The 25,988-nt window shown below is 31.0% G+C and carries 31 protein-coding genes and 1 tRNA gene; 28 read left to right on the top strand and 4 right to left on the bottom strand.

Annotated elements, in window-relative coordinates; all coding sequences use genetic code 11:
• Nucleotides 1-338: 338 nt before the first annotated feature.
• The 4 genes from ABUA17_RS12670 to ABUA17_RS12655 all read right to left on the bottom strand — a co-directional run bounded on the left by ABUA17_RS12670 (nt 339) and on the right by ABUA17_RS12655 (nt 2,618).
• Nucleotides 339-1,214, bottom strand: a complete 876-nt coding sequence (locus ABUA17_RS12670) for a ParM/StbA family protein (protein WP_349818037.1) — start codon at nt 1,212-1,214, stop codon at nt 339-341.
• A 74-nt stretch (nt 1,215-1,288) separates the two neighbouring features.
• Entirely contained in the window at nt 1,289-1,465 is a 177-nt protein-coding gene (locus ABUA17_RS12665; protein ID WP_349818038.1) for a hypothetical protein, read from the bottom strand.
• Nucleotides 1,466-1,566: 101 nt separating this feature from the next.
• On the bottom strand, nt 1,567-2,343 hold the full coding sequence (locus ABUA17_RS12660) for a helix-turn-helix domain-containing protein (RefSeq protein WP_349818039.1): 777 nt from the start codon (nt 2,341-2,343) through the stop codon (nt 1,567-1,569).
• Nucleotides 2,344-2,471: 128 nt separating this feature from the next.
• Nucleotides 2,472-2,618, bottom strand: coding sequence for a hypothetical protein (locus tag ABUA17_RS12655; protein WP_349818040.1), 147 nt, complete (start codon nt 2,616-2,618; stop codon nt 2,472-2,474).
• Between the two features lie 408 nt (nt 2,619-3,026).
• Between ABUA17_RS12655 and ABUA17_RS12650 the strand changes: the two genes are divergently transcribed.
• The 28 genes from ABUA17_RS12650 to hsdR all read left to right on the top strand — a co-directional run bounded on the left by ABUA17_RS12650 (nt 3,027) and on the right by hsdR (nt 25,987).
• Nucleotides 3,027-3,260, top strand: a complete 234-nt coding sequence (locus tag ABUA17_RS12650; protein WP_349818041.1) for a hypothetical protein — start codon at nt 3,027-3,029, stop codon at nt 3,258-3,260.
• Nucleotides 3,261-3,369: 109 nt separating this feature from the next.
• Complete coding sequence (locus ABUA17_RS12645; protein WP_349818042.1) at nt 3,370-4,146, top strand: AlbA family DNA-binding domain-containing protein; 777 nt, start codon at nt 3,370-3,372, stop codon at nt 4,144-4,146.
• A 234-nt stretch (nt 4,147-4,380) separates the two neighbouring features.
• Nucleotides 4,381-4,977, top strand: coding sequence for a phage lytic cycle repressor MrpR family protein (locus ABUA17_RS12640; RefSeq protein ID WP_349818043.1), 597 nt, complete (start codon nt 4,381-4,383; stop codon nt 4,975-4,977).
• Between the two features lie 157 nt (nt 4,978-5,134).
• Nucleotides 5,135-5,266 (top strand): hypothetical protein, encoded by a 132-nt coding sequence (locus tag ABUA17_RS12635; RefSeq protein ID WP_349818044.1) that lies wholly within the window; start codon nt 5,135-5,137, stop codon nt 5,264-5,266.
• A 335-nt stretch (nt 5,267-5,601) separates the two neighbouring features.
• Complete coding sequence (locus ABUA17_RS12630) at nt 5,602-5,754, top strand: hypothetical protein (protein ID WP_349818045.1); 153 nt, start codon at nt 5,602-5,604, stop codon at nt 5,752-5,754.
• Nucleotides 5,754-6,317 (top strand): hypothetical protein, encoded by a 564-nt coding sequence (locus tag ABUA17_RS12625; RefSeq protein WP_349818046.1) that lies wholly within the window; start codon nt 5,754-5,756, stop codon nt 6,315-6,317. The genes ABUA17_RS12630 and ABUA17_RS12625 overlap by 1 nt, the downstream gene beginning before the upstream one ends.
• An 87-nt stretch (nt 6,318-6,404) precedes the next feature.
• Nucleotides 6,405-7,352: a hypothetical protein gene (locus ABUA17_RS12620; RefSeq protein ID WP_349818047.1), complete on the top strand. Its 948-nt coding sequence runs from the start codon at nt 6,405-6,407 to the stop codon at nt 7,350-7,352.
• A 591-nt stretch (nt 7,353-7,943) separates the two neighbouring features.
• On the top strand, nt 7,944-8,150 hold the full coding sequence (locus tag ABUA17_RS12615) for a hypothetical protein (RefSeq protein ID WP_349818048.1): 207 nt from the start codon (nt 7,944-7,946) through the stop codon (nt 8,148-8,150).
• Between the two features lie 3 nt (nt 8,151-8,153).
• Nucleotides 8,154-8,225, top strand: a tRNA-OTHER gene (locus tag ABUA17_RS12610).
• A 346-nt stretch (nt 8,226-8,571) separates the two neighbouring features.
• Nucleotides 8,572-9,948 carry an NUMOD1 domain-containing DNA-binding protein gene (locus tag ABUA17_RS12605; protein WP_349818049.1) on the top strand — a complete coding sequence of 459 codons (1,377 nt, stop codon included), beginning with the start codon at nt 8,572-8,574 and terminating at the stop codon, nt 9,946-9,948.
• A 168-nt stretch (nt 9,949-10,116) separates the two neighbouring features.
• Nucleotides 10,117-10,275: a hypothetical protein gene (locus ABUA17_RS12600; RefSeq protein ID WP_349818050.1), complete on the top strand. Its 159-nt coding sequence runs from the start codon at nt 10,117-10,119 to the stop codon at nt 10,273-10,275.
• A 240-nt stretch (nt 10,276-10,515) separates the two neighbouring features.
• The gene (locus tag ABUA17_RS12595; RefSeq protein WP_349819618.1) at nt 10,516-10,896 is read left to right on the top strand and encodes an HNH endonuclease; all 381 of its coding nucleotides are present in this window, start codon (nt 10,516-10,518) and stop codon (nt 10,894-10,896) included.
• 149 nt (nt 10,897-11,045) lie between these two features.
• Nucleotides 11,046-11,525 carry a phage terminase small subunit P27 family gene (locus tag ABUA17_RS12590; protein ID WP_349818052.1) on the top strand — a complete coding sequence of 160 codons (480 nt, stop codon included), beginning with the start codon at nt 11,046-11,048 and terminating at the stop codon, nt 11,523-11,525.
• Between the two features lie 8 nt (nt 11,526-11,533).
• On the top strand, nt 11,534-13,237 hold the full coding sequence (locus tag ABUA17_RS12585) for a terminase large subunit (RefSeq protein ID WP_349818053.1): 1,704 nt from the start codon (nt 11,534-11,536) through the stop codon (nt 13,235-13,237).
• Between the two features lie 45 nt (nt 13,238-13,282).
• Nucleotides 13,283-14,497 carry a phage portal protein gene (locus ABUA17_RS12580; protein ID WP_349818054.1) on the top strand — a complete coding sequence of 405 codons (1,215 nt, stop codon included), beginning with the start codon at nt 13,283-13,285 and terminating at the stop codon, nt 14,495-14,497.
• Between the two features lie 3 nt (nt 14,498-14,500).
• Nucleotides 14,501-15,199: an HK97 family phage prohead protease gene (locus ABUA17_RS12575; protein ID WP_349818055.1), complete on the top strand. Its 699-nt coding sequence runs from the start codon at nt 14,501-14,503 to the stop codon at nt 15,197-15,199.
• A gap of 23 nt (nt 15,200-15,222) precedes the next feature.
• Entirely contained in the window at nt 15,223-16,332 is a 1,110-nt protein-coding gene (locus ABUA17_RS12570; protein WP_349818056.1) for a phage major capsid protein, read from the top strand.
• 56 nt (nt 16,333-16,388) lie between these two features.
• Nucleotides 16,389-16,889 (top strand): head-tail connector protein, encoded by a 501-nt coding sequence (locus ABUA17_RS12565; protein ID WP_349818057.1) that lies wholly within the window; start codon nt 16,389-16,391, stop codon nt 16,887-16,889.
• 8 nt (nt 16,890-16,897) lie between these two features.
• Nucleotides 16,898-17,227 (top strand): phage head closure protein, encoded by a 330-nt coding sequence (locus ABUA17_RS12560; protein ID WP_349818058.1) that lies wholly within the window; start codon nt 16,898-16,900, stop codon nt 17,225-17,227.
• Between the two features lie 50 nt (nt 17,228-17,277).
• Nucleotides 17,278-17,649: a hypothetical protein gene (locus ABUA17_RS12555; RefSeq protein WP_349824098.1), complete on the top strand. Its 372-nt coding sequence runs from the start codon at nt 17,278-17,280 to the stop codon at nt 17,647-17,649.
• Complete coding sequence (locus ABUA17_RS12550) at nt 17,650-17,982, top strand: hypothetical protein (protein WP_349818060.1); 333 nt, start codon at nt 17,650-17,652, stop codon at nt 17,980-17,982.
• Between the two features lie 20 nt (nt 17,983-18,002).
• Entirely contained in the window at nt 18,003-18,593 is a 591-nt protein-coding gene (locus tag ABUA17_RS12545; protein ID WP_349818061.1) for a major tail protein, read from the top strand.
• A gap of 72 nt (nt 18,594-18,665) precedes the next feature.
• Nucleotides 18,666-19,001 (top strand): hypothetical protein, encoded by a 336-nt coding sequence (locus tag ABUA17_RS12540; protein ID WP_349818062.1) that lies wholly within the window; start codon nt 18,666-18,668, stop codon nt 18,999-19,001.
• A gap of 56 nt (nt 19,002-19,057) precedes the next feature.
• Nucleotides 19,058-19,231 carry a hypothetical protein gene (locus ABUA17_RS12535; RefSeq protein ID WP_349824097.1) on the top strand — a complete coding sequence of 58 codons (174 nt, stop codon included), beginning with the start codon at nt 19,058-19,060 and terminating at the stop codon, nt 19,229-19,231.
• 12 nt (nt 19,232-19,243) lie between these two features.
• Nucleotides 19,244-22,183, top strand: coding sequence for a phage tail tape measure protein (locus ABUA17_RS12530; protein ID WP_349818063.1), 2,940 nt, complete (start codon nt 19,244-19,246; stop codon nt 22,181-22,183).
• A gap of 2 nt (nt 22,184-22,185) precedes the next feature.
• Entirely contained in the window at nt 22,186-22,551 is a 366-nt protein-coding gene (locus ABUA17_RS12525) for a BppU family phage baseplate upper protein (protein WP_349818064.1), read from the top strand.
• A gap of 122 nt (nt 22,552-22,673) precedes the next feature.
• Nucleotides 22,674-23,420, top strand: coding sequence for a hypothetical protein (locus tag ABUA17_RS12520; protein WP_349818065.1), 747 nt, complete (start codon nt 22,674-22,676; stop codon nt 23,418-23,420).
• 191 nt (nt 23,421-23,611) lie between these two features.
• Nucleotides 23,612-25,987: an EcoAI/FtnUII family type I restriction enzme subunit R gene (hsdR, locus tag ABUA17_RS12515; RefSeq protein ID WP_349818066.1), complete on the top strand. Its 2,376-nt coding sequence runs from the start codon at nt 23,612-23,614 to the stop codon at nt 25,985-25,987.
• The last annotated feature ends 1 nt before the right edge of the window (nt 25,988 follow it).

Here is a 25,988-nt window from a genome sequence, read left to right as displayed (position 1 = left end):
TCCAAATCTACCAACTAATCATACAAAAAAAGAGTAGATAGATTTGTTTTTTACACAAATCTATCTACTCTCCCATAAGGAGCTTTCATTCTAAAATATATCAATTTCATCAGCATCTATATCTTCAAATTCCTCAGGAGCTTCCTCTTGCTGTTTAGTAGTTGCAACCTCAGTAGATACTACTGTAACTCTTTGACTCATTGTATTGGTTGCTAGTTCGTACAGAAGTTGCTTGAGAGTAGCGTTTGGATTAACGCTACCTTCAAACAGTTCCATTATCTTTGCATCTTGTTCTCTATGGGGATAGAGCCTTAACTGTAATCTTAGTTCCCTGTCCATTACTTATCTAGCCCCTTTGCAACTCCAATATTGTAATTTCCTTGAGCATTAGCAAACAGATACTTGTCAATAACATCCACTTTGGAGAAGGAATCTTTAAACTCATTTTTCAAGAAATGTGTTCCTCCACCACATAAGCGAATATCATAGAACTTAAGTAAAGGACAATCTTTCATGATTTCATTTTTTAGTTGTTGCATATGTTCTTTTATCTCAGCATCAAACAGCTTCAAGTCAAAGTTACCACCTTCTAATAACCACCATACCTTCTCAAGTTCAACAGTGATTCCCATACTTAGCATCTTATCTTTAATCTTAGATAGTAGGTTAGTAGTACCAATGTTGATAGTAATAGGTGTTGCATCCTGTTTACCTGAAGTAAATGTTACTACGCTAGTTGTCCTACTACCAAGGTCTACAATAGCTATTTTACCTTGTCTATGTGGTAGGCTGTAGAACGAGCTAACACCTTCAGCTACACAGCCTACAGTTGCGATTTTAAGTTTCTTAGCTTCACCATTTACTACTACATCAAAGGTCTTATTAGCTAGAGCTTCAATCAGGATGCTCTTATTCTCGATTTGCGAAGCAGGTAGACCTAATATTAAGTTAACTGTATTCTTAGAGTTAAGTAAGTTCTTAGCCACACAGTAAAGCACTTGTGGTAGAAATGCTTTGCTAGTCTTAATAAATTGATGTTGGTAGCTTCCTATACCCATCACATAGCATTTACCATCAACTATGATATGTTCTTCATCTAGTAGTAAGCTTGGGTCTTTCTCAATCATTCTATTCTCATAGAAAACTCCACCTTTCTCACTGAAAACCTTCAGTAAAGAGTTCCCTAGGTCAATGGTTATTAACTTTTTGCACATTTCAAATTCCTCCAATTGTTTGATTTTGTTATCATTGATTTGTCTATATTATCTTTGCTTAATTTTTCTTAAATTTAATTAGTTAATGTTTTTTTGATAGCTTTGAACAAGCTAAAATTAAATAGCAATTTTAGTCCTACTAATATTGCTAGTAATATTACTAAGTGGATTATTATCCCAAAAGTATATTGGATTGATACATTAAGTATTTCCTCAATCACTACAGGTGTTAAGTGTTCAAATATTTTCATTTCTTTATTTCCTCCTTGAAATTAGCTTCCAAAGATGGTATACTTTCATTGTTCAGATGAGAGTGTTCCCAATCTTTGGGGATGCTTTTTTTATTTTAATTTTAATACCATATTCCAAGTGCTATATTCTTCCAAGCCAAGTAGATTTCATTATTTTCTTCAGTTGATTCATATTCATTTCTGTAAGCTTCAAATTTTAAAACCTTATTTATAAACTCTCTGCTGAACTTTATTTCTGAACCAACTTGCTTAGAGATTCTTATGCATTTTTGTAGCAATAGAGTAGGAGTCTTAGCCTTTTCTTTTAGAGCTAATTCTAAAACAATATCATCTATGTGGCTGAAAGCATTCAAGAAAAATGGTGTAAGTTTAAATTTCTTGTTATCTTCATATTCTTTAGCAATTCTTTTGTTATTAGGATTGTTTATGAAGTTAGCTTCTTCAACTTCTTCAGCTTGAAGTTCCTCTGTATCATTTATTGAATCTTCAACATTACTTCCAATTACTATTCCATTAAAAGATTGTCCAGTTGAATTTTTATCTTCAGTAGAATCAGCTTCATTAGAAGGTTCTTCTACCTTTTTTTCTATTTCTGCTTCTACAAAGTGTAGATATTTTTCTATAAAGTAATGTGATTTGTTACCAACAACCTTTTTGATAGTTATGTAACCTTTAACAACTAAAGACTTAAGTGCTGAAGCAACATTAGCTCGTCTACCTATTCCAGTAGCAGACATGATGTTTTCATATTTTGGATAAGCATATCCATCATTGCAATTAAATTGTTTGATTAGATACATAAGAATTGACTTTTCATGTAGATTTAGATTTGTATCTGAGTAGATGTTGTTCATTGATTGTAATAAGTCTTTAATCATATTAGTTACCTCCTTTCATGTTGTTTTGTTGTTAACTATATTTATATTATAAGGAATTATTGTTATGTTGTCAACAACATAACAACATAAAATTAGATAAAAAAATAACCAAGTATATTTTCACTTGGTTACTTGTTAGAATTTCTCTTTTCAATTACTAGTCTTAAGCCTTCTTCAATTAAATCATTAATCTTACAATCTTCTTCAATAGCTAATAGTTTTATTTCCTTCATTAAGTCAGAATCTATTGTAGTGTTAATTGCTTTTCTTGCCATTGCTGAAACCTCCAATATTTAATCTATGTAATACCATTATATCATGTTTATTGAAGTATTGAAATGTTGTTCTGTAGAAAAGTATAAATTCATAATCATGTATTTAACTAGCAAATAGAAACTGTAGTTTCTCCTATTAGCTAATAATAAATAAAATAATAAGGTAATATATGTAAGGTAATATATATCAAATTTCTATGGTGGAACGTCTAGTAATTCCACAGTGAAATTTCTAAGTATTTTCAGGGGTTCAGGCAAACCTATTAGCAGAGATAAAACTAATATTTTATTTGTAATAAATGATGAAATTTATTTGCATTGGAATTTAATTGTAAAATATGTTAATATTGAATTATTGAACTAAGAAATAAAAAATGAGTTTATTGGTTTGAAAGAGAGGTAAAAACTATGGATAAAAAACTTACTCCCGAACTAAAAAAATGTAAAGAAGAATTTGATTATCTTCATAAAAAAATTGGAGAATTAGAGTGGGAACGTGCCATAATGTATTATGATAGAAAAGGTGTTTTTAGATTTGAAATTGAGGAATTAGAAGATAGAATTAAAAATTATAAAGATAATATGGAATTATTATTGAATAAAGTTAGTGATGAGATTAGAGAGAGTAAAAAAAACAAATAGTATGGTAAAAATTATCATAAGCAATAAAAGTATGATTTTATATAGAATACAAATTACAGAATAAAAAATATTGTAAAATATAAATAATAAAAGGATTGGGGATAGAGTAGTGAATGATTTTAATAAAGATAGCTTAAAGAACTTTTTTAAAGAACCTACTATAGAAGAGTTTGATGAATTTTTAAAAAAAAATATGGGAGAAGCTAATGGAATAGAGTTTAAAGGTGAATGGATTGATTTAGAAAGAATGTGCAAAATTATTTTGGCAATAGGTAATAGTGGTGGTGGATGTATTGTTATTGGAGTAACTCAAGAGAATGGCTTTCTAATTTCAAAAGGAATTCAAGGGGAAACAAAGGATGCAGTAGACTTTATCAATGTAATTAAAAATTATATTCCACAACGAATATTGAATAAGATAGAACTCAAAGACTTTTTCTATGATAATAGTGTTTATGGGGAGCTTATGGGAAAAAAATTTCAAGTGATTTTTGTTAATGTTAGCAATAGTGATTTACCAATTATTTGTAATAAGGATAGTGGTAGATTTCTTAAAGAGGGAGAAATTTATGTTCGTAGAGGCACTGGAACTGAAAAAGCCAATTATGAGGAGTTACAGGAAATAATTAATAAAAGTGCTAATGCAAAATGTAGTGAGATAAATAACGTTACATTAAAAGAGCAACTAGAGCAATTACAACAGTTATATGATTGTATACCATTATCTATAAATAAACATAGCTTTTCATCATTTAAGCAATCGCAAGCGATGTTATCCCTTTTGGGAAAAGAGGAGAATAAAGCACTTCCTGACAAAAGTTATGAACAATTTTTAGTAGATTTAATTAAGGAAAAGCAAGAAAAAATAAAAAAAATAGTAATATAGTTTTTAATATAATAAATAAAATATCGACTTCATTTAAAGGAGCTTCAGTTGGAGCTTCTTTTTCTTGTAGGAAGTAATGCTTTGGGGGATGAAATACATAGTTTATTCTGAACAGTAAAAAAGAAACTTGTACAATATAAGTAATTATATTACAATATTTACTGTTAAATGGATAAAATTAATATATTTACTAAAGAGGTAGTATCAGGAATGCATATGAGAAGGAGAAAGTAAATGAAAAAATTAAAAGTGATAATTACTAAGGATGAACTTATGGAAATAATAAGGGAAATTGTTAATGCTCAAGATAAGTTCATCGTCATGGCGTTATTCAATGGTATTAGTGGAGAAGATATGGTGGAGATTAGAGAGTTAAAGGTTTCAGATGTAGATTTTGAAAATAACACAATAACATTACCTAATAGAAAAATTAAAATGGATGCTCAGTTCATGGAAATAACAAAAGAAGCTATAGCTCAAAGAACTTATTTAAATAAATCAAGTGATAGCATTTATGCAACAGAGAAATTTGATTTTAATATGGATAGTGAATATATTCTAAAAAGTAAACCTACTTCTAAAAATAATTTCGGCAATAGAGAAATGGCTTATCAAGCACTTAGAACTAGAGTTAAGAGATTGGGTCTACCAGTTAACCCAAAAGATTTAATTGATTCAGGTATGATTCATAGATTATTAAAAATACAACCAGTTTATACGGTGGCTGAAGTTGAAACAACATTAAAAAAATTGGGATATAAAATGAGTGCATACAGAGTTTATTCATTACTTAATGAGATAAATGATAGCAAATATTTTAGTAAGGGGTAATGAAATGATACTATTAATTGGACAAATAGGAAAATGGTCTAAGTTAGGAGACATAACATTGGATGTTATAGAAGAGCGTTTAGGTGGAGAAGCTGAGGGAAGATATGAATAGAGCTTAGGGTGTTTTGTTCTATATAATCAACAAGAGAATGGGCATATGTACGAGGAAAATATCAACATAGATGAAATAGAAGGTAGTGTAGTATTGGCTAAAGGGTGCAATGGTGGCTGTTTGGATGAACTTACAGAATCAAAGGTAATTGAATATATTAATAAGGTGGTAGAATAGTATGTGGAGGAATGTAATTAAATTGGTTGTTGTAGTAGTGGTATTTGCAGGAGTGTTATACATAGTAAAAGAAATGGGGTTTAACATAGGTATGAGATTGTAGAAGAAGCTTTAGAGCTTCTTTTTTTTGCAATAATTTACTCATAAAATTGAAAGTTAACTTTCAAAAATTACAAACAGGAACATCCTTCGAAAGAAGGGTGTTTATTTTTTAAACTTTTTTCATTATCGTTTTACATTTTTAAATCACATAGGCAATAATAAGGCAGGTAGCAGTAAGCTCCTAAAAACTTTATAAGAGATGTACCTACAATGGGTAATCAGATGGAGGAAGTATGATAAAAGATACAAGTTTTAAAATGAGAATGTCCAAAGAGGAAAAAGAGCTTTATGAAAAAGAAGCAGGTAAACTAGGGTTAACATTAGCAGGGTTTGTGAGAATGTGCATAATGAGAGAAATTAATTCTACTAAAGGAGGAAACAATTAATGGCAAAATATTTTATACATGATTTAGATTTTAACATGGTTGCATCCTGCAATACATTAAAAGAAGTTGGTACATTTGTTGGGAAAAGTAACATTATATCGGGTCAAGTTATAAGGTTAGGAAAATTTTACGAAAGAGGATGTTTAAATTTATTTATCCCAAGAGTTATAACAGGAACTAATTATTATGTTTTTGATACAGAATACACTATGGAATTAAAACAGAAAGTAGCAGAATTTAATGCAAGGAGAGAACAGAAGGAGCTTGAAAGAAAGATTAGAGAAGATTTTAAGTTGAAAGAAAGACAAAAGAAAGATACAGAAGCCATTGAGTGTATTAGAGAAAATTACTTAAATAGGTGGCTATTAAAAGAAGAACAATATGAATTGATTAAAAGAATTAGGACATTAGCAGGTAGAACTTCTATAGATGGAAGTGATAGAAAAGATGGCTTAAAAGTTTGGTTAGAATATTTGGGATTTAAACCCCTGTACGAGAAGGGAATTGGAGCAACATGGGCAAGTTTATATATTTTAGAAGAAGGTTCTAACTCTACAATTTAGTAGGGAATTTCTAAGAATAATTATGTATGAGTATAAAAGTAGGAGCAATTAATTTAAAAGTTACCTCAGGGAAAGGGGGTGAAGTCGATGCAGTTCTTAAGCTGTAAATTTATAGAAGTAGGAGGTACATATTACATGTGCAATGCAAATGATGAAGTAGTAAATTTAGCGACAGGTGAGGTTGTAACCCTAGAGCAAATAAAGGAAGAAGTAAGAGTTGAATTGATGCATGAGATGGCTAAAAACCAATCTAATCAAAGGGAAGGAATAGAAATAAGAAAGTCTAAGGATGAATTTTCAAGATTCATAGATGAAAACTTTGGTAGTTTTTTCTTTAGTAAGTACAAAAAAACTTTGGACAAGTTTGTTGTTGATGGAAAGTATGAGAGTGCTATGGCATTTAGATTTATATATCTATGCACTTACATGGGATATGATAACAAGCTCAAATTTGGCTGTAAGTTGAGAGGTAAAGACAGAGCTTATATGTTTGAGAAAGATTTACAAGAAGTTTTAGGACTATCTGCAAGAGAAACTATTTATACAAAGAAGTTTTTATTTGAAATAGGATTATTAAAGAAGGATGATGAAGGAGTTTTGATGGTGGATAAGATGTATAGCAAAAAAGGAAGAATAACCGAAAGTTTTAATCGAGAAAGCACAAGAGTGTTTGATAATGCAATTAGAGATATGTATTTAAATGCTAATACAAAAGAGCATAAAAGACTTGGAATATTCTTTAAGTTATTACCTATGATTAACTATAAATTTAATGTAGTTTGCCATAATCCAAAAGAAGAAGATGTGACTAAAATTAAACCAATGAAACAAAAGGAAGTGTTTGAATACTTAGGATTAACAAAAAATACCTATGTGAAATTGTTAGATATTAAAGTAAATGATAAATATGCCTATGCCAAAATATCGACAGGAGCTTTAAAAGGTTTCTTTGTAGTTAATCCTGATATTTACTATGCAGGTAATAATATTGATGAATTAAAGGGAATAATAAATCTATTTAAGATAGGGATTTAGTATTAGGTGGTGATTAGCTTCACTACCTAATTTTTTTCTTAAAAAAGAGTCATTTTTGTGCACTTTTCATATGATTTAGGGTCATTTTTGTGCACAAGTTTTTATTGCTATAACTAGGGTTAGCTCAATTTGTTGTTATGAGTATGAGTAACGCAGTTTGTGTGACTAATTATATAAAAATCATGGGGAGTTGATAGGGATAAATTATAGATGGTTAAAAAATTCATAGGATAAAAGTTGTCACAATATTGCTTGATATATTTAATTTAGTATTGCAAGTAATATAGTGACAACTTTTTATATTATAAATCAAATTCCCAAAAACCCCTGAGGGAAATAATTGATTTTTCGAGCGTAACGAAGTGGAGCGACCCAAAAAATCAATTTTTCCCGAAGAAAGGTTAAAAACGAAGTTTTTAGCCTTTAGCAATGCAGTTCTTAGAGCAATAAGTTAATTAACTTCAATAGTGGTTATATGCGTGGCACAGCCACGCTTGTGAGGTGAAGGTAGTGATGCCTTAATAGTAAGATTTGGAGATGTGAAGTCTCCCACTTACTTTCCAATTAATAAATAGAAAGTAGGTAATAAATATGGGATTATATAGACCACATCCATTAAATACAGCTAATAGTAGACCTATACTACAATTGGATAAAGAAAGTGGAGCTTTTATAGCAGAATATCCAAGCATATCAGAAGCAGGAAGAGCTGGATTTAATAGAGGTAATATAAACAAAGTATTAGCAAGCAAAAGAAAAAGTGCCAATGGTTTTACATGGGTATATAAATACAATTAATATGGACAAGTAGCTCAATGTGGTAGAGCAGTTGCATTGTTACAATGGTTACAGGTTCGAGTCCTGTCTTGTCTTGAGGTGGTAAGGTTATTTTTTTATTAGAGTTAGAGTGAATCCTTATGGGCAGTTTCCCACTTCTGTAAAAAGTGGATTTTTTATTATTTATTCTTAATGGTAGATTTTTGTTTTCATTGATAATTTCTCCTTTAAAATATTACTAAATTTTTTCTTTAAGTTTTATCTACTAAGAGAATAAATAATAAAAAATTGAATATTGTATTGCCAAGTTTGGCACTCGGTAGAGCCGAGATAACAATTCTTCCTATAGTGGAGCTTATTGCTCTATTAGGATTAAAGACTAGGTACAATACTTAGTCTTTTTTCTTATAAAAAATTAATAGAAAGGAAGAAAACTGTGAGTATGGAAAAAGTAATAAATAGACTAATTGAAGATAGAAATGTCCAAGTGGGAGACCATAAAAATATATACTGTGGATTAAGTATTGTTCCGAAAAATATTTATATGAAGGGTCTTAGAAGAAAAGCTAGTGTTATGACTTTAAGAAATAACTACATTGATATTGATGATGCTATGCAGGTAGCTTTTATGGGTGTAATGCAAGGATTAAAATCTAGTAAAGAAGTCAATGTAGATAACTTTGGTGAATTTTTTGATTCTGATTCTTTAGAAATAAAGAGATTCTACAAATTAGTTGAAAAGATACTTAGTTGCTACGCATATGATATGGGTAATTATAAGAAAATTAAGCAATTTGAAGAAGAAACTGGACATAGATTAGATGTTATGAATTTTTCAGATTTGGAAACAGATGATGTAGAAGATATTAATAAAATACTTGATAGCATGATGTATAAACAAGGTAATTATGAAGAAGATTTTACTGTGGAAAAAGTTCTTGGAAACTCATTTATTAAATTCTTTATGGATAATAGAGATAAACTTACTAAGAAGCAACAACAATTTTTAGATACAAATGGAAGACAAGGTAGACATTCTAATTCGGATGTGCAATATAAAAAAGTTATAAAGAAGAAAATAGAAGAATTATTTGCTGATAGGTATGGAATTTGGATAGATAATAGACAGATTAATACTTTAAATAATAGAGGTTTATTAGAAAGTATATTGTTTTCTAAAGATGAAACTGAGTTCCAAGAAAATCTAATTAAAGCTTATGACAAGCAAATTATCCAAGAGAGTATACTAGAATTATCTTATGAGATACTACAGGAGCTTACAAAGGCTTACAAAGATAGTCAATATGTTTTGTCTAAAGATGTTTTAATGGAAGTATCGAAAGTGTTAAATAAAAAATTAGACACTATTGAATCGTTAATTGAATCAAGATACAAAGCAGTTGAAAAAGTAGAGCCAAAAGCGAAGCCTAAGAAGATTGTAGAGAGTAGAAGAAAGAAAGTTATTCAATACACTTTAGAGGGGGAAGTAATAGCTGAGCATAGTGGAATAATTGTAGCTTCTGAAGCTACAAATTCGGATAGAAATGGTATTTCAAAGTGTTGCAATGGAGATAGATTCTCTTGTAATGGCTTTAGGTGGAGTTACAAAGATAATGAGCTTATTTTTAACGATAGACCTAAAAAGAAAAGAGATACTAAGAGAGTTTATCAATTTACTTTGGATGGGGTTCTTATTGCCGAATATGATTCTGTTAGAGAAGCTTGTGAAGCTACTGGAACTGGAAAGTCAGGAATATTAAAATGTTGCAATGGAAGGTCTAGTAAGAGCAATGGCTTTAAGTGGCAATATGTAAATTAGTTAATAACCACAGTCGGTGGTTAAATATATATTAAAAGTTTTTCTTTTGTTAATTTAGGTTTATTTCAGAGTTAAGAAGTCTTTAAGTGGACTTCTTCTACTTCAATCTACTTATATCTTAATTGAGGTTTTACATTTCTCAATTCCTTTCTAAGATGGAGCTTAGTATTGCTAGGCTCTGCTATAAAGGAAGATGTAAAGGTTGAATTAAGATATAAAAATCAAGCTTTGAGCGAAGATGAAAAGGCTAAGTTAAACTTAGGATTATCTATTGAGTCTAATGTAGAAAACCTGAAGCTAAGAAATTTAGAAAGTGGGTTACTTTAGAGATATTACCTACTATTAGTCAATACTGTAAATTGAGTCAATAGATTAAGAATAGACAGTAATAATAGCTAAATGCTTAGAGATTAGCTACTTTATTGTGACTCAGTTAACTCAGGTAGCTTAGCTTAATAAGCTGAGTAATTAAAAATGAATAGGGTATATTTTAAAAATAGGAGTATCTAGTTTTTGCTGGGAGCTCTTTTTGTTATGCCTTAAATTAAAAAAATAGAGGTGATTATTTTGTTGAGGTCTTGTAGTTACTGTAATAGATTCCATGACACCAAGGAAACTTGTAGCAATAAACCAAAGAGAATCGAATCACAACAGACAGAAAGAAATAATAAATTCTATAAAACTTATAGATGGCAAAAGCTCTCAAATGAAAAGAGAAAAGATGTTAACCATAGATGTGAGGTTTGTAGAGCATTAGGAAAACTAGAGGGGGTTGATGAAGTCCATCACATAGTACCTGTTAATGAAAGATGGGATATGAGATTGGATTACACTAACCTACTAGCTGTGTGTGCATCGTGTCATGATTCAATTCACAAACAAAATTTAAATTCAAAAGAAAAAGTTGAAAAATATTTTTCAATCAAAATCGCTGCGATTGAAAGTTAAGTTTCAAAAAGAAGAAATTAGACTATCCCCCCATAGGTCTATTAGTGGTTAAAATTGAGGTTTCTAGAGTACGAGCCCATATCTAGATACAAAAAATTCCGTTTATTAGGATAAAGGGGAAAATTAGTAAGAAAGGAAGTGAACAAAGAATGGGAAGAAATGCAATGCCAGTATCAATGGTTAGCTCTCACCATTTATCTAAAGAGGAAAGAGAGCGAAGAGAGTTGGCAGAGAAAAAGCTACAAGGTGATTCTACCATCTCTTTAACACCTCCTACTCACTTAGATACAAAAGCTAAGAAGATATACAAAGAGATTATAGCTTTTATGCCTGAAGGAGTTCTAGGAGCTACAGATGGATATACGGTTATGATTGTTGCCGATGCTCTAAGTAAAATGATTCAATGTCAAGCAATATTAAAGGAAGATGGATTACTAACTGAATACACCAATAAGGCAGGAGCTACTAATATTAGTGAGCATAAAGCTATTGGTATTTACCAGAAGTATTCACAAATATTTAATACATTTGGTAGTAAGTTAGGTCTTTCTCCTGCAGATAGAGCTAAGTTAAGTTTACTAAATGTAGCTGAAGAAGAAGACGAAGTGTTAAAGCTTCTTAAATCGTAGGTGATGCTATGAATGAATTTACTTATGATAATTTACTTGGATTACAATGGGCAAAAGATGTAGTTGCAGGAAAGTTTGTAGCTAATAAGTGGGTTAAGTTAGAGTGCCAAAAATACATTGATAGAGTTGAAAAGCTTCAATATGAAGATGATTTTGATTTCTATTTTAATCTTAAGGAAGCAAAGATAATTTATGGATTAATGCACTTTATAAATTATGCAACTGGATTCTATGCAAATAAACCAGTTATCAATCATCTAGCAGGATTCCAAGCGATGACAATAGAGAATGTATTTTGTTGGAGTGCTAAAGATAATTCAAACCAAAAGATGATTGAAGAAGTTTATTTAGAGGTTGGAAGAAAGTCAGCTAAGAGCTTTATTAGTGCATTGATTGAGATTCTGATATTACTTAGAGCTCCTAAATATTCTCAACACGCTATAGCAGGATTAACAAGAGATATTTCAGGTCTTATCAAAAAAGAAATGGAGAATATTATTAAAGCATCTCCTAAGATTGCAAAATACTTCAAGATTACAAGAGAAAGAATTTTATGCAAACTTAATGAAGCATATTGTAAGAATTTATCGGGAGAAGCAAATAATATAAATGGATTGCTACTGGAAACTTACATAGTGGACGAGGTTGCCAATCAAGAAACACAAGAAATCATTGGAGCTCTAAAGCTATCACAAATGAGTGTACAAGGTTCAAGGTTATCTATTTATATTTCTACAGCATATGACTTAGAAATCAATGCCTTTAGAGAGCTATGTGATTATTACAAGAAAGTTCTTGATGGAATAATTGAAGATAATAAAACCTTTGGTTTATTGTTTGAGCTAGATGAAGGTGATGATTACACTGACGAATCAGTGTGGATTAAGGCTTCACCACTTCAAATGACTATGGAGAACGGAAGAAAATTCTTAAGAGATGAATTTGCAAAAGCATTAGAGATTCCATCTAAAATGAGAGAGTTCAGGATTAAAATTCTTAATCAATACTTGCCTAGTGCTAAAGTTGAAGGATTCATAGCTATGGACAAGCTCAAGAAGTGTGTTCTAGGTGATAATGATTTCTCTTGGAGACATAGAGATGTTTGGTTAGGACTAGACCTTGCTATGACTACAGATAATTGTAGTGTAAGTATGGCTACATATGATTTAGATGGAAACATCTATGTTAAATCATGGGCATTTATTCCTTCAGATAAAGTTAATGAGAAAAGTATCAAAGAGAAAGTTGATTATTATCGAATGATTGATGAAGGCTATTGTTTTGCTTGTGGTGAAGAAGTTGTTGATTATGGATTTATAGAAGAGTTTGTCATGAACTTGGAAGTTGAATATGGAGTTAATATAGTTGCTATTGGTTATGATAGATTCAATTGTATCTCAACAGCAAATAAATTAGAAGCAGAAGGTTATACCTGTATTGAGGTAAGACAGCATAGTTCAGTTTTACATCCTGCTACTAAGTTAATAGAGGAATCTATCTTAAATGGTAAATTCAAGTATAGCAGGAATCAACTCTATGAAATTAACTTTGCAAATTGTAAAGTGGCTTATGATACAAACTTGAATAAGTATGTATCTAAAAAGAAATCCAATGGAAAAATTGATATGGTAGTTTCTACTATTATAGCAACTTATCTATTGAATATTGAAATGATTGAAAGTCTTAATGACTTTGTAATACAAACAATTTAATACTTAATTTTTGAAAGTTATCTTTCAAGAAAGGAGGAAATATTTATGGGGATGTTTAAAAAGAAGCTCGAAGCTAGGGAGCTTACATTGGATGATTTATTTGTAAGTTCTTCTGTAAGAGAGATAGCTGTAAATAGAGAAAATGCACTTGAGATTCCTGTTGTAAAGAGTTGTGTAAATCTAATTAGTAGCACTATTTGTTCTCTACCTGTTAAGCTCTACAAAGAACAGGATGGAAAAGTAGTTGAAGTAATTAATGATAATAGAATTAAACTATTAAATTCAGAAACTGGGGATTTACTAGACTCATACCAAATGAAGGAACAAATGATATTAGATTATCTACTTTATGGACAAGCTTATTCTTATATAAAGAAAGAAAAGAATAAGGTCACTTCATTACATCATGTTAAAAAGTCTTTTATAATTCCTATGAAGAATACACATCCAATTTTTAAAGATGCTAACTTAAGCATTGGTGGAAAGAGCTATGAGCCTTGGGAGTTCATTCAATTACTTAAAGATAGTAAAGATGGCGTATCAGGAAAAGGCATCTTAGATACAAATCCAATGGTACTTAAAGCTTCATACTATTTGCTTAACCACCAAAAGAATTTAAGTGTAAATGGTGGAGTTCATAAGGGAATAATTAAAAGCTTAAAGAAACTTTCTCAAGAATCAATAGATTTGCTCAAAGAAAATTGGAGAAAGTTATATAGCAATAATTCCAATGATGCAATTATCTTGAATGAAGGTCTTGAGTATGTTCCAGTTAGTGCAAACAACAAAGATATGCAGACTAAGGAGCAAATTGAAATCTTAAATCAAGAAATTTGTTCAATATTTAATGTTCCTTATTCTATAGTTTTAGGAAAAGCAACCAAGGATGAATACGACCTTTATATTAAAAGTTGTATAGTTCCAATATTAAAGGCGTTTGAAAATGCATTAAACAGGACTTTACTTTTAGAAAGCGAGAAAGAATCTTTATTTTGGGAGTTTGACCTGAGCGAAATCAATAAAGCTAATGTAGTTGATAGATACAAAGCTCATGAGATAGCTCTTAAGAATGGAATAAAAAATATCAACGAAGTCAGGTATGAAGAAAATTTAGATAATGTAGAAGGTCTTGATTTTATAAGATTATCTTTAGCAGATGTATTACTTAATCCAAAAGATGGAACAGTATACACACCTAACACCAATGAAACTACAACAATTAATAATAAAAAATCAGTAGTTGAAAGTGAGGTGGCATAGTACATGAAAATTGAGTTAAGAGATGGCTCTGTAAGGCTAGAAGGATATGTTAATGTAACTAATAGAGACTCGAGAAGATTAACTGATAAAGTAGGACAATTTATTGAGCAAATAGTTGCAGGATGTTGGAAAAGAGCTTTACATAAGAATCCTAATATTCCGATGCTTTTTAACCATGACTGGTCGAGGAAATTAGGTGAAAATGGAAAGAATCTTGAGCTATGGGAAGACCAAATAGGTCTTAGATATGCTTTAGAAACCGATGATGAAGAAGTTATTAGACTTGCATCAGAAGGTAAACTCCAAGGATGTTCTTTTGCTTTTAAGAGCCTGAAAGAAACTTGTAAAACTTTAAGTGATGGTCTAAGACATAGATTTGTTCATGACCTAGAGCTGTTTGAAGTTTCTATCCTCTCAAAATTACCTGCATATGAAGGAAGCTCTGCTGAGATTAGAGAGCTAGAGCATGAATGTGAAACAAGAGAATTTTTAATTGATGAAGTAATAGGAGATATTATTGAAGATGAAGTTGAAGAAAAAGCAGGTGAAACTGAAGTTGTAGAAAATGATGAAGTAACAACTGAAGAATCTGAGGAAGCTCAAGAAGCTCCTGAAGGAAATATAAAAGAAGAAGTTGTAGACCATGCAATGATGCAAAGGTTGAAAGCTTATATTGAAATTCAAAAATTGAAGCACTCTTAGAGAAATCTAAGGGTGCTTTTGTTATGCAAAAAATTAAACATTTGGAGGATTCATTTATGAAGAACTTAGTAGAAAAGAGAAATGCTCTTATCGAAGAAATGGAAGCAATGTTAAACACTGCTGACACTGAAGTTAGAGCAATTAATGAAGAAGAACTTGCAAGAATTGAAGCAATTAAAGCTGATATTGGAGCAATAGACAACACTATCAAAACGAAAGAAGAAGCTAGAAGCTTAGAAAGATTAGAGAAAGTTGAGGATAAAAATATGAGAAATACAGAAATTAGACAATTATTAGTAGCAGGAGCAGAAGTTGAAGTTAGAAATGGGGAAGTTACAAATGCTAATGTTGGAACTGAAAAAACTGAATTTTTAGCAGGAGTGGTAGAAAAGGTAGCAGATATATCGCCTTTATTTGCAAAGGCTAACAAGATAAATACTTCATCAACATCTGCAGTAACTGTTCAAGGAACAAAATTACCTAAGTTTGTAAAAATGTCAGAACTAGCAGAATACACTAAAGCTCAAGCTACTTTTGAAGAAAAGATTTTAAGAGCTGATAAGTATGGGTTAGCAGTTGTGGTATCGGATGAATGTCTAGAAGATGCACACTTCGATTTAGAAGGACAAATTACAAGTCAATTAGTTGAAGGTTTAGGATTAACTTTAAATGAATTACTTACTAAGAAGTTAGAGTCTGTTGAAGGTGCTAATAAGATAGAAATTTCTTTAAATGAAGATGGATTAATGGATATGTATTATTCTTTACCAGTTGCATATAGAAATGGGGCAGTATTTATAATTAATCCTGAAATGGAAAGACAAATAGCAAAACTTAAGGATGCTAATGGGCAACCTTTAATGATTAGAAGTTTCACAGATAGACCAGTTTATACAATTTTAGGTTGTGAAGTAATTGTTGATGCTAATGTTACTAAACCTATGTTTGTTAATCTTGGAAAAGCATTAATTGTTGGAGTTAGAAGAGCTATGAATATTAAGAGAGATGATAGTATTGGTTTCTTATCAGGAACAATTGCATTTAGAGCTGATGTGAGATTAGATGCAGTTGCAACAATTGAAGAAGCTATTGTTATAGGCGATATTGCAACAGTTTTAAGAGCTAAGAAATAATTTAGTGGTTAGGAGTGGACAAGCACTCCTTCTTTTACTATATAAGGAGGTTTCATATGTCATTTTATAATCAGCTAAAGAATATGACAGAACCTAAAAAATCTAAATCTAAAGTATCTAAAATTCCTCAGGTTAAAGAACCTAAAGTCATAAAAACTCAAACTATATCTCAAGCAGATAAAGCTTCTATTGAAAGTGCTATCAGCTTTAACAAAGGTGAACAAATGCAATTATCATCAATACTTGGAGGTAGTGGAACAAGAGCTACAGCAAATCTTAATATTGATTTAGATGAAGTTAAGCAATTTTTGAACATTTCTTATGAAGATGAAGCTACAGATGAAGAAGTTGAAAGAATAATTAAGTCAGCTACTAAGTATGTGAAAAACTATACAGGTAGAAGTGAAGAATCAATAGCTGAAAATGAAGACTTAATAGAAGCAATATTTTTAGTGTGTAGCGAGATGTATGATAACAGAGGTCTTAACAATGTTCAATATAAGAGAAATTTAATGCTACAAAGTATATTAGATATGCATAGCATTAATTTACTGTAGGTGTAACCATGATTATTAATAGTGGGGAACTTAAGACTCAAATAATAATTATAAGACCTAATATTGTAAAAGATAAAGATGGTATACCTGTAGAGTCTTATCAAGAGATTTATAAATGTAAAGCAAAGGTAACTACAATTAGAGGTAGCGAGTTTAATGAGTCAAAAGGTGATGTAGGTAGAGTGGAAAAGAGATGTTATTTTAGAAAACATCCACGTTTCGATGTTGAGCTTACAGATGCAATTATCCTAAATGGTAAAACCTATAATATTATTTATGTCAATGATATTGAGGAACAAGGACGATATTATGAAGTTAAAATGGAGCTATGTAAGTAATGGGAATAGAGATAAAAGGCTTTGATGATATTGGAAGTACCTTAAATTCATTGGGCAAAGTAGGAGACAAAATTACTACTACAGCTCTGAGAAACTCTATGAAGGATGGATTGGAAATCGTAAAAAGTAAAGCTCCAAAAGCTTCCAAAGGAAGTACAAATAGTGCAGAGCATTTAAAAGTTGGCAAGATTAAAAGATATAAGTCAGGCTCTGTATGGGGTGGCATGGGTATTGACTCAAGTAATTGGGAAAATACCAAAGGCTTATATTTTCAACATTGGGGTTACGAGCATTGGAAGTCAGGAAAAAGAGTTCAACCACACGTAGGATGGTTTGATGAAGCTCTGTTAGCATCAGAAGAAACTATTTTAGGTAGCTTAGAGGATAAGCTAGTTAGTGAAATAGATAAGATTTTAAAATAGGTGATGTATATGGAAGAAAAATTAATAAAAGCACTTGAGAGAACTGGACTCAATGTGTTTAATCTAGAAAGACCACAGACAGCAAAGAATTGTATTGTATATAACTATATGGAGCAAAATCAATCGTATGAAGATGATGAAGCATCATTAGTTAAATACACCATATATGTTAACTTATATTGCGAAAGTGGTCTTAATAAATATAAGAATCTAATAAAACAAGAACTTAGAAGTGAGGGATTTGGACTTCAGTATGTAGCTCCTGCTTACAAGAGTAGTGAGCTAAAGCTGATTCAACAAGCCTTCACTTTTTTATATTCAGAATTAATCTAAACAAAGGACGGTAATAATTTATGGCAAACAGAATTATAGGATTAAAAAATATCCACATTGCTAAATTAAATGAAGATGGTAGTTATGAAACGCCTGTGAGATTAGCAGGAGCAAAGAGTTTAAATACAACTAACAACTCAACAGAAACATCATTCTACTCAGATGATACGATGGATTTCTATAGTAAGGGTATAACATCGATGGAAGTTGAGATAGAACTTGCTTATTTAGATGCTAAGATAGAAGCATTAATAACAGGAAAGAAATTCGATGAAACAACAGGAGCATTAATCTCTAGCTCTAATGACCAAGCTCCAACTTTTGCTTTACTTTACGAAGCAAGTACATTACAAGAACCTATTAGAAGAGTTATCTATGAATGTATCTTATCAAGAGATGAATTTTCATCATCAACTAAGACAGACTCAATAAGTGAGCAAACTATTAAATTAACTGGTAAAGCTAAACCAAGGGAAGCAGATGGAGTATTTGACTTATTATTAGATAAGAACAAGACAGAAGTTAAAGCGACAGCTTGGAACAATTTCTTTACTACTGTAATGCAACCTGCAGGAAGCTCAGTTTTAACTGAGAGCAAAACAGCAAAATAGTACAAGCACTTTAGGGGATTATATCCCCTTTTTTTTATACAAAAATCTAAATTTTAAAGGAGTAATTAAACAATGGCTAATTTTAACTTAAATAAAAAAGTAGTAACAATTGATGTAAATGGTGAGGAATATATAGCAACAGTAGATATTAAGACAGTTGCTCATTATAAGAAAGAAAATAAAACTTCCTTCTTACAAGATATACAAAAGGTAAGTGAGTTAGATGAAGTAGCAATTATACAACTATTAGGAAGCATAATTAGAAAATCAGAAAAAGCTAATCCAGTAGGTGTTAAATTTTTTAATGAGTTCAATCCGATTGCAATAATTGAAGCATTTACACCAGTATTAATCGAAGTTTTAGGTGCAAATATGCCCGAAGCTAAAGATGAAAGTGAAAAAAAGTAGATTTCTCAATTAGTGAGGATGTTGATATAGATTATCTATATTATGTTTGTACTTCAATGCTTAGGTGGACAGAGGAACAATTCTTACATTCGAGCTTAAGACACATAATAAAGCAGATAGATATCCATGTAAAGATAAATTCTCCTAAGAATGGAGATACAAAAGAAAACAACTCTAAGTCCAATAATGATAAGCAATCAAGGAAAGTTTGTTATAAAGTTTTGGACTAGAAAGGAGGAAATATGGCAAAACGTGAATTGCAAGTTAGAGTAGGAGTAAACCTTGGAGATACTAATTCACAGCTTAAAGCTCTTAATGTTAATATTAAGAATACCAAAAGTGAATTTGAAAAAGCAGGAGCAGGAATAAAGAACTTTGAGCAAACATCGCAAGGTAGTAAGGCTAAAGTTAAGATGCTAACTGAAACTTTGGAAGCTCAAGGCTCTAAATTAAAGATACTTAAAAAGCAAATCACAGAAACAGAAGGAACTCTAAAGACTTCGACCGAAGCTTATAATAACCAAAAGCAGAAGGTAGATGATTTAAATAAAAGGTTAGATGAAACAAGAAAAACTTATGGAGAGAATTCCAAGGAAGTAAAAGCTTTAAATAAGGAACTTAAGGAAGCAGAAAAAGAGCTTAAAACTAAAGAGAAAGCTGTTGTATCGTGCGATAATAAGTTAGTTGGATTAAAGACAAGCCTTAATAAAACGGAAGCTGAAATGAAATCCTTAAAGGCTCAAATTAAGGAGACTACTACAAGTTTTGGAGACTTAGCTAGAAAAGCTAATGATGTTGCATTAAAAGGAGTAGGAACTGCATTACAAGGCGTTGGTGGAGCTTTAAAGGGGATTGGTGGAACTATTGCAGGTGTAGGAACAGCTATGACAGTTGGAATCACAGTTCCAGTAAATAGACTTAAGCAGGAAGCTATTGAACTTGGTGGAGCTTTTGAGGTTTCCATGAGTAATGTTAAAGCTCTTACTTCAGCATCTACAGAAGAAATGGAAGTATTAGAGAAGAAGGCTAGGGAGTTAGGGGCAACTACTACCAAAAGTGCAAAAGAAGCAAGTGATGGGATGGGGTACTTAGCTCTTGCAGGTTACTCGGTTGAGGAAATGCTAGTTTCCATAGAGCCTTTATTAAGGTTGAGTGAAGCTACTCAAATGGATTTAGCTATCGCTAGTGATTTGGCTACGGACTCCTTAAGTGCAATGGGGTTAGGAGCTCAAGATTTAGAGGGTTATTTAAATGTATTAGCTCAAACTCAAAGAAGTAGTAATACCACAGCAAAAGATATGATGGAAGCTTATATAGGTGTTGGTGGTATGCTTAATAACCTTAATGTACCACTGCAAGAATCTGCTACTTGGATTGGACTCTTAGCTAATAAAGGAATTAAGGGTAGTGAAGCAGGGAATGCATTATCATCTACTTTAATTAACCTTACAACAGGAGCAGGACAAGCAGGTGAAGCTATGAAGGAACTTAATCTATCAGCATATGATGGAGAAGGTAAATTCAAAGGAATCTCTGTAGTTATGCAGGAGTTAAAGGGGAAATTGAGTACATTAACTGACGAGCAAAAAGATTACTATCTAGCTATGATTGGTGGAAAGACCAATGTAGATACTTTAAATGCTATGCTAAGTTCAGTTGGAGAAGAGTATGATTCTTTATATGAGAAAATTGGTAATTCAGAAGGAGCTTTAGAATCTTTAGCTGAGACTATGAATGATAATTCAGAAGGTATTAAAAAGAATCTAAATTCAGCTTTAGAAGAGTTTAAACTTAAGATATTTGAAGTGGTAAAACCAATTGAAGATTTAAAGAATAAAATTAAACTCCAATTATTAAATGCATTCAACTCATTACCTGATTCTATAAGTAAGAATGTAATAAGATTAGGTTTATTTATTGCAACATTAGCACCAGTAGTGATAGCAATAGGTGGATTAGTATTTATCTTAGGAAGTGCTGTTAGTGCTTTGGGTACATTTGTAGCAAGTCTTGCAAGTTGTTCTTTACCTATGGTGGCTGTAATAGCAGGAGCTTACATTTTGTATGAAGCAATAAAGCAAAATTTTGATAATATAAAATTGTCAGTAGAAAACTTAATGATAGCATTTCAAGATAATTTAGCACCTATTCAGGATGGATTTGCTACTCTATGGACAGTAATGCAGGATATATGGCAAACCATAGGAGAGCCACTTATAACTTACATGGGTGAACTTATTGTTATTGTAGTTGACTTCATAACAGCAATATTACCTAGTATATCGACAGCTTTTGGAATTGTATGTGACTTCTTAAAGTCAGCATGGGATTCTGTAGGAAAACCTGTATTTGATTTCATAATGGAAGTTGTAGGATGGGTAGTTGATTGGTTTAAGCAATATATGCCTATCATATCGGATGTATTTAATTCTGTAATGGATACAATTAAGAAGTTATGGGATTCTGTAGGGAAACCATTATGGGATATAATTAAAGCTATTATTGAAGGAGTGATTGAAGCTCTTAAGCCGATATTATCTTCATTGTTAGATGCATTTGGAAGTATGGTTGATGGTATTTCTTCTGTATGGAATGGAATATTAAAACCTGTATTTGATGCTATTATTGAAGTTGCAGGATGGTTAATATCAAAGGCTATGCCACACATAGACTCTTTCAAAGATGGTGTTACATCAGCAATGGAATGGTTACTTAGTCCTATTCAGTGGGTAATTGATAAATTTAAATCATTGATGGATTGGGTAGGAAAGATAGGAGATAATGTAGGGGGATTCTTAAATAAGATAAATCCATTTAAAAGGTCAATTACTATTGATACAGAAGTTGGAGAAGTTCCTGAGATGGATTCATTATCGAGAGTTGCATTAAGTGGTAGCTACTACAATTCAGATACAATGAGAGCTAAAGAAGTAAATCAAATGCTACAAGTAGCAAATGGATTAGGACAGCAATCAAATATAGATGTTAATGTTAATATGGACACAGAAGCAATGGGTGCTAAGATTGCAAATGCTGTTTTAGAAGCTCTAGCAAATAGTTTAAATATTGATATTACTACTAACATTGATGGTAGAGCTGTAGCAAAATCTACAGCTAGGTATATGGAATCGGAAATAAATAGTATCAACAGAAGAAAGACAAGGCTAGGAGGGGCATTTTAACAATGAGAATACATGATTTAGTATTGAACTTTGAAAACTTAGGTAAGATAGTTAAAGATAAATCGGCTGTAGGGTCAGGTGAAGTTGATGCTAATCTGTTTCTGCTTTCTCCTATGTACGCAGGTAAAGCTATTAGATTAGATAAATTGGAGAATGCATATGTTAATTTGATGATTCCAAACCAAGTAGAGCCAATAATTATAGAGTGTGATACTTTAGGGGATAAAGTTTACTTTATTCCTTCAGAAGAGTTTATTGATACCATTGGAACATATACAGCAGACCTTTCATTAAAATTTACAAAGAATCGAAAAATGGTTTCGCCAAAGTTTAGTTTCAATGTAGTTCAAACAAATGAACAAGGATAATTATTGAAAGATAAGTTTCAATAGTTAAAGGTATAATGCTAATTAAATTTAGTAGTATACCTTTATTTTTTTATTAGTTAAATATGTTATAATTCATATAAGATAAAAAAGGGGGAAGGTTTATGGAGGATAAGCTTATTTTTATTATTAAATTTGGAGAACTTGAGCATCTTAAGTTATTAAGAGAAGGGAAATTATATTGTAAGAATTTAAAGTATTATAATGATATGGAAATAAAAACAGGTGATAGAGAGATGGGAGATTATTTAGATGGTAAGCTTAAGATAAATGATATCACAACTTGTAAAATGTATGATTATGAAACAAAAGAAATTAAAGATTTAGATTGCAAGGATATAGTAGCTACATTTGAAGATATTGATAAGATGCCTGTATTTTGTTTAACAGGTGTTACTTTAAAAGAATTAGATAGCATTGAGACAAATGAAAATAATGTAATTAAAGGTAAAATTAATTTAGGTAATAAATTAGGAAAAATGGGTTCAAATGATTATTGGGAGAATGGATTGCTTATTACTAATGGAACAGAATTTGTGAATAGAATAAAAAATGCATGTGAGTTGAATGGAATCTCGATGAGAGCTGATGAAGTACAATATAGTGATATGAACATAAATTACACTGATAGAATTCAAAGCATAACTGAAAATGTTGAGAATGTTGCATTTTGGAAGGATAATTATTATTCATATCAACATGAATGGAGATTTATTTTTCAAAATAAAAGAGTAATAGATGATTTTACTCTTGATATAGGAGATATTTCTGATATTACGAAGATATGCAATAAAGAAGAAATACAAGAGCTTTTTGAAAAAGATTTAATAATTGAAATAGTTAAAAGATAATATTCAATAAAATTCGGATTTTAATAAGGCGTAGTAGTGATACTATGCTTTATTTTTTTTGATTGAGATTTTAATCAAATAGTAAATATATAGAACTCAAATACATTATTTTACTTATAAAGTAAGTTTATGTCGATAATCTTGAATTTTACATATATGTATCGTACTATATAAGCATAGGAGTTGGTTGTATGTGGGATAATAAGAAGAATTTGAGTGAAGAAGATATTAAAATGAAATTTATTACTCCTGCCATTGAGAAAGCAGGTTGGAATATAAAAAGCCAAGTTAGAGCTGAATATTCTTTTACAGATGGAAGAATTATTGTTAGAGGTAACTTGACAGCAAGAGGAAAGCGAAAGAGGGCAGACTATTTACTATTTTATAAACCAAACCTACCTATAGCAATAATAGAAGCAAAAGATAACAAAAACTCCGTAGGTTCAGGAATGCAACAAGCTATTGAATATGCAGAGATACTAGATGTACCTTTTGTATATTCAAGTAATGGTGATGGATTCCTAGAGCATGATATGACAACTGGAACTGAAAGGGAATTATCAATGGATGAATTTCCAAGTAGTGAAGAGTTGTGGAAGAGGTATAAAAGTACAAAAGATTTAACAGAAACAGAAGAAGAAATAATAACAGAACCATACTACTTTATGCCAGGGGATAAGCAACCTAGATATTATCAACGAAATGCAATCAATAGAACTATTGAAGCTATTGCAAAGGGACAGGATAGAATACTTCTTGTAATGGCAACTGGTACTGGAAAGACTTATACAGCTTTCCAAATAATTTGGAGACTTTGGAAGAGTGGTAGAAGCAAAAAGATATTATTCTTAGCAGATAGAAACATCTTAGTTGACCAAACAAGACAAAATGACTTCAGACCTTTTGACAAGGTTATGACTAAAGTTGAAAATAGAAGGATGGATAGTTCTTATGAAGTATACTTAGCATTGTATCAACAACTAAGTGGAAATGATGATTTAGAAATCTTTAGACAGTTTAGTCCAAACTTTTTTGATTTGATAGTAGTTGACGAATGTCACCGAAGCTCAGCTAAAGATGGGTCAAGATGGAGAGGTATATTAGAGTATTTTAGTAGTGCAGTTCAAATAGGTTTAACTGCAACTCCAAAGGAAACTAAGGATATATCAAGTATATCTTACTTTGGTGAACCTATTTATACCTACAGCCTAAAGCAAGGTATTGAAGATGGTTTCTTAGCACCTTATAAGGTAATTAGAATTGGTCTTGATAAAGATTTAGAAGGTTATAGACCTACTAAGGGAAAGACTGATATGTATGGTGAAGTTATTGAAGATAGGGAATATAACATTAAGGATTTTGATAGAAAGTTAATCATTGATGATAGAACTAAGAAAGTAGCTCAAAAGGTTACAGAGTACCTTAAAAAGACAGATAGATTTGCTAAGACAATAGTTTTTTGTGTAAATATTGACCATGCAGAAAGAATGAGACAGGCACTTATTAATGAAAATAAAGATTTAGTTAAAGAAAATGCTAAATATATAATGAGGATTACTGGTGATAATGATGAAGGTAAAGCTCAGCTTGATAATTTCATTGATGAAGAATGTCTTTATCCAACTATTGTTACAACTAGTAAGCTAATGACTACAGGTGTAGACTGTAAGACTTGTAAGCTGATAGTTCTAGATAATAACATTGGTAGTATGACAGAATTTAAACAGATTATAGGTCGTGGAACTAGATTAAGTCCAAGCTATGGTAAAGAATATTTTACTATTATGGACTTTAGAAATAGCTCAAGATTATTCTCAGACCCTGATTTTGATGGAGAACCAGTAGTTATTTATGAGCCATCAGTAGATGGAGACCCTGTACCACCTGATACAGTAGATGGAACAGATATAGATGTTGATAATCCTATTAATGGAGGTACTTCAACGTTTGGAGGAAATAATTCTTTTAGTAATGAAGATGGAAATATTGATGGTGATGATAAACCTAGGTTCTATAGAGTTAATGATGTTCCTGTAAAGGTTATTAGCGAAAGAGTCCAATATTATGACAAGGATGGAAAACTTATAACTGAATCTCTTAAGGATTATTCAAAGAAGAATATGAGAGATGAATTTGCAACTTTAGATGAATTTTTAACTAGGTGGAATAGTGAAGAAAGAAAAGAAGCAATAGTAGAAGAACTTAAGGAGCATGGAGTTTTACTTGATGCTTTAAGAGAAGAAATAGGACATAAGGATATAGATGATTTTGATTTGATATGTCATATTGCTTTTGATAAGAAGCCATTAACTAAAGCTGAAAGAGCTAATAATGTTAAGAAGAGAGGATATCTTTATAAGTATTCTGATATGGCTCAAAAAGTATTAGAAGCACTTTTGGAAAAGTACAAGGATGAAGGTATTAATCAATTAGAAGATACAAAAATATTAAAACTTAAAGACTTTGAAAAGTTTGGTAGTCCTATGAAGATTGTTAAGCTTTTTGGAGGAAAAGAAGGCTATTTAAAAGCAGTTAAAGAGCTAGAGGAAGAAATATATACAGCATAGG

Origin of the sequence: Clostridium sp. RTP31139st1_H3_RTP31139_211217 (assembly GCF_040227035.1) — a bacterium.
Taxonomy (GTDB): domain Bacteria; phylum Bacillota; class Clostridia; order Clostridiales; family Clostridiaceae; genus Clostridium; species Clostridium saudiense.
The sequence above is the reverse complement of the archived record's forward strand: the minus strand, read 5'-3'. Positions and strand labels throughout refer to the sequence as shown.

Excerpts from the sequence above, each read along its gene's own strand:
- ABUA17_RS12585 (WP_349818053.1), top strand. The coding sequence starts at position 11,534 with ATGAATGAATTTACTTATGATAATTTACTTGGATTACAATGGGCAAAA.
- ABUA17_RS12665 (WP_349818038.1), bottom strand. The coding sequence starts at position 1,465 with ATGAAAATATTTGAACACTTAACACCTGTAGTGATTGAGGAAATACTT.
- ABUA17_RS12660 (WP_349818039.1), bottom strand. The coding sequence starts at position 2,343 with ATGATTAAAGACTTATTACAATCAATGAACAACATCTACTCAGATACA.
- ABUA17_RS12630 (WP_349818045.1), top strand. The coding sequence starts at position 5,602 with ATGATAAAAGATACAAGTTTTAAAATGAGAATGTCCAAAGAGGAAAAA.
- ABUA17_RS12570 (WP_349818056.1), top strand. The coding sequence starts at position 15,223 with ATGCAAAAAATTAAACATTTGGAGGATTCATTTATGAAGAACTTAGTA.
- ABUA17_RS12520 (WP_349818065.1), top strand. The coding sequence starts at position 22,674 with ATGGAGGATAAGCTTATTTTTATTATTAAATTTGGAGAACTTGAGCAT.
- hsdR (WP_349818066.1), top strand. The coding sequence starts at position 23,612 with ATGTGGGATAATAAGAAGAATTTGAGTGAAGAAGATATTAAAATGAAA.
- ABUA17_RS12635 (WP_349818044.1), top strand. The coding sequence starts at position 5,135 with ATGTACGAGGAAAATATCAACATAGATGAAATAGAAGGTAGTGTAGTA.
- ABUA17_RS12575 (WP_349818055.1), top strand. The coding sequence starts at position 14,501 with ATGAAAATTGAGTTAAGAGATGGCTCTGTAAGGCTAGAAGGATATGTT.
- ABUA17_RS12545 (WP_349818061.1), top strand. The coding sequence starts at position 18,003 with ATGGCAAACAGAATTATAGGATTAAAAAATATCCACATTGCTAAATTA.
- ABUA17_RS12620 (WP_349818047.1), top strand. The coding sequence starts at position 6,405 with ATGCAGTTCTTAAGCTGTAAATTTATAGAAGTAGGAGGTACATATTAC.
- ABUA17_RS12530 (WP_349818063.1), top strand. The coding sequence starts at position 19,244 with ATGGCAAAACGTGAATTGCAAGTTAGAGTAGGAGTAAACCTTGGAGAT.
- ABUA17_RS12565 (WP_349818057.1), top strand. The coding sequence starts at position 16,389 with ATGTCATTTTATAATCAGCTAAAGAATATGACAGAACCTAAAAAATCT.
- ABUA17_RS12625 (WP_349818046.1), top strand. The coding sequence starts at position 5,754 with ATGGCAAAATATTTTATACATGATTTAGATTTTAACATGGTTGCATCC.
- ABUA17_RS12640 (WP_349818043.1), top strand. The coding sequence starts at position 4,381 with ATGAAAAAATTAAAAGTGATAATTACTAAGGATGAACTTATGGAAATA.
- ABUA17_RS12580 (WP_349818054.1), top strand. The coding sequence starts at position 13,283 with ATGGGGATGTTTAAAAAGAAGCTCGAAGCTAGGGAGCTTACATTGGAT.
- ABUA17_RS12540 (WP_349818062.1), top strand. The coding sequence starts at position 18,666 with ATGGCTAATTTTAACTTAAATAAAAAAGTAGTAACAATTGATGTAAAT.
- ABUA17_RS12535 (WP_349824097.1), top strand. The coding sequence starts at position 19,058 with ATGCTTAGGTGGACAGAGGAACAATTCTTACATTCGAGCTTAAGACAC.
- ABUA17_RS12560 (WP_349818058.1), top strand. The coding sequence starts at position 16,898 with ATGATTATTAATAGTGGGGAACTTAAGACTCAAATAATAATTATAAGA.
- ABUA17_RS12655 (WP_349818040.1), bottom strand. The coding sequence starts at position 2,618 with ATGGCAAGAAAAGCAATTAACACTACAATAGATTCTGACTTAATGAAG.
- ABUA17_RS12525 (WP_349818064.1), top strand. The coding sequence starts at position 22,186 with ATGAGAATACATGATTTAGTATTGAACTTTGAAAACTTAGGTAAGATA.
- ABUA17_RS12670 (WP_349818037.1), bottom strand. The coding sequence starts at position 1,214 with ATGTGCAAAAAGTTAATAACCATTGACCTAGGGAACTCTTTACTGAAG.
- ABUA17_RS12650 (WP_349818041.1), top strand. The coding sequence starts at position 3,027 with ATGGATAAAAAACTTACTCCCGAACTAAAAAAATGTAAAGAAGAATTT.
- ABUA17_RS12605 (WP_349818049.1), top strand. The coding sequence starts at position 8,572 with ATGGAAAAAGTAATAAATAGACTAATTGAAGATAGAAATGTCCAAGTG.
- ABUA17_RS12615 (WP_349818048.1), top strand. The coding sequence starts at position 7,944 with ATGGGATTATATAGACCACATCCATTAAATACAGCTAATAGTAGACCT.
- ABUA17_RS12590 (WP_349818052.1), top strand. The coding sequence starts at position 11,046 with ATGGGAAGAAATGCAATGCCAGTATCAATGGTTAGCTCTCACCATTTA.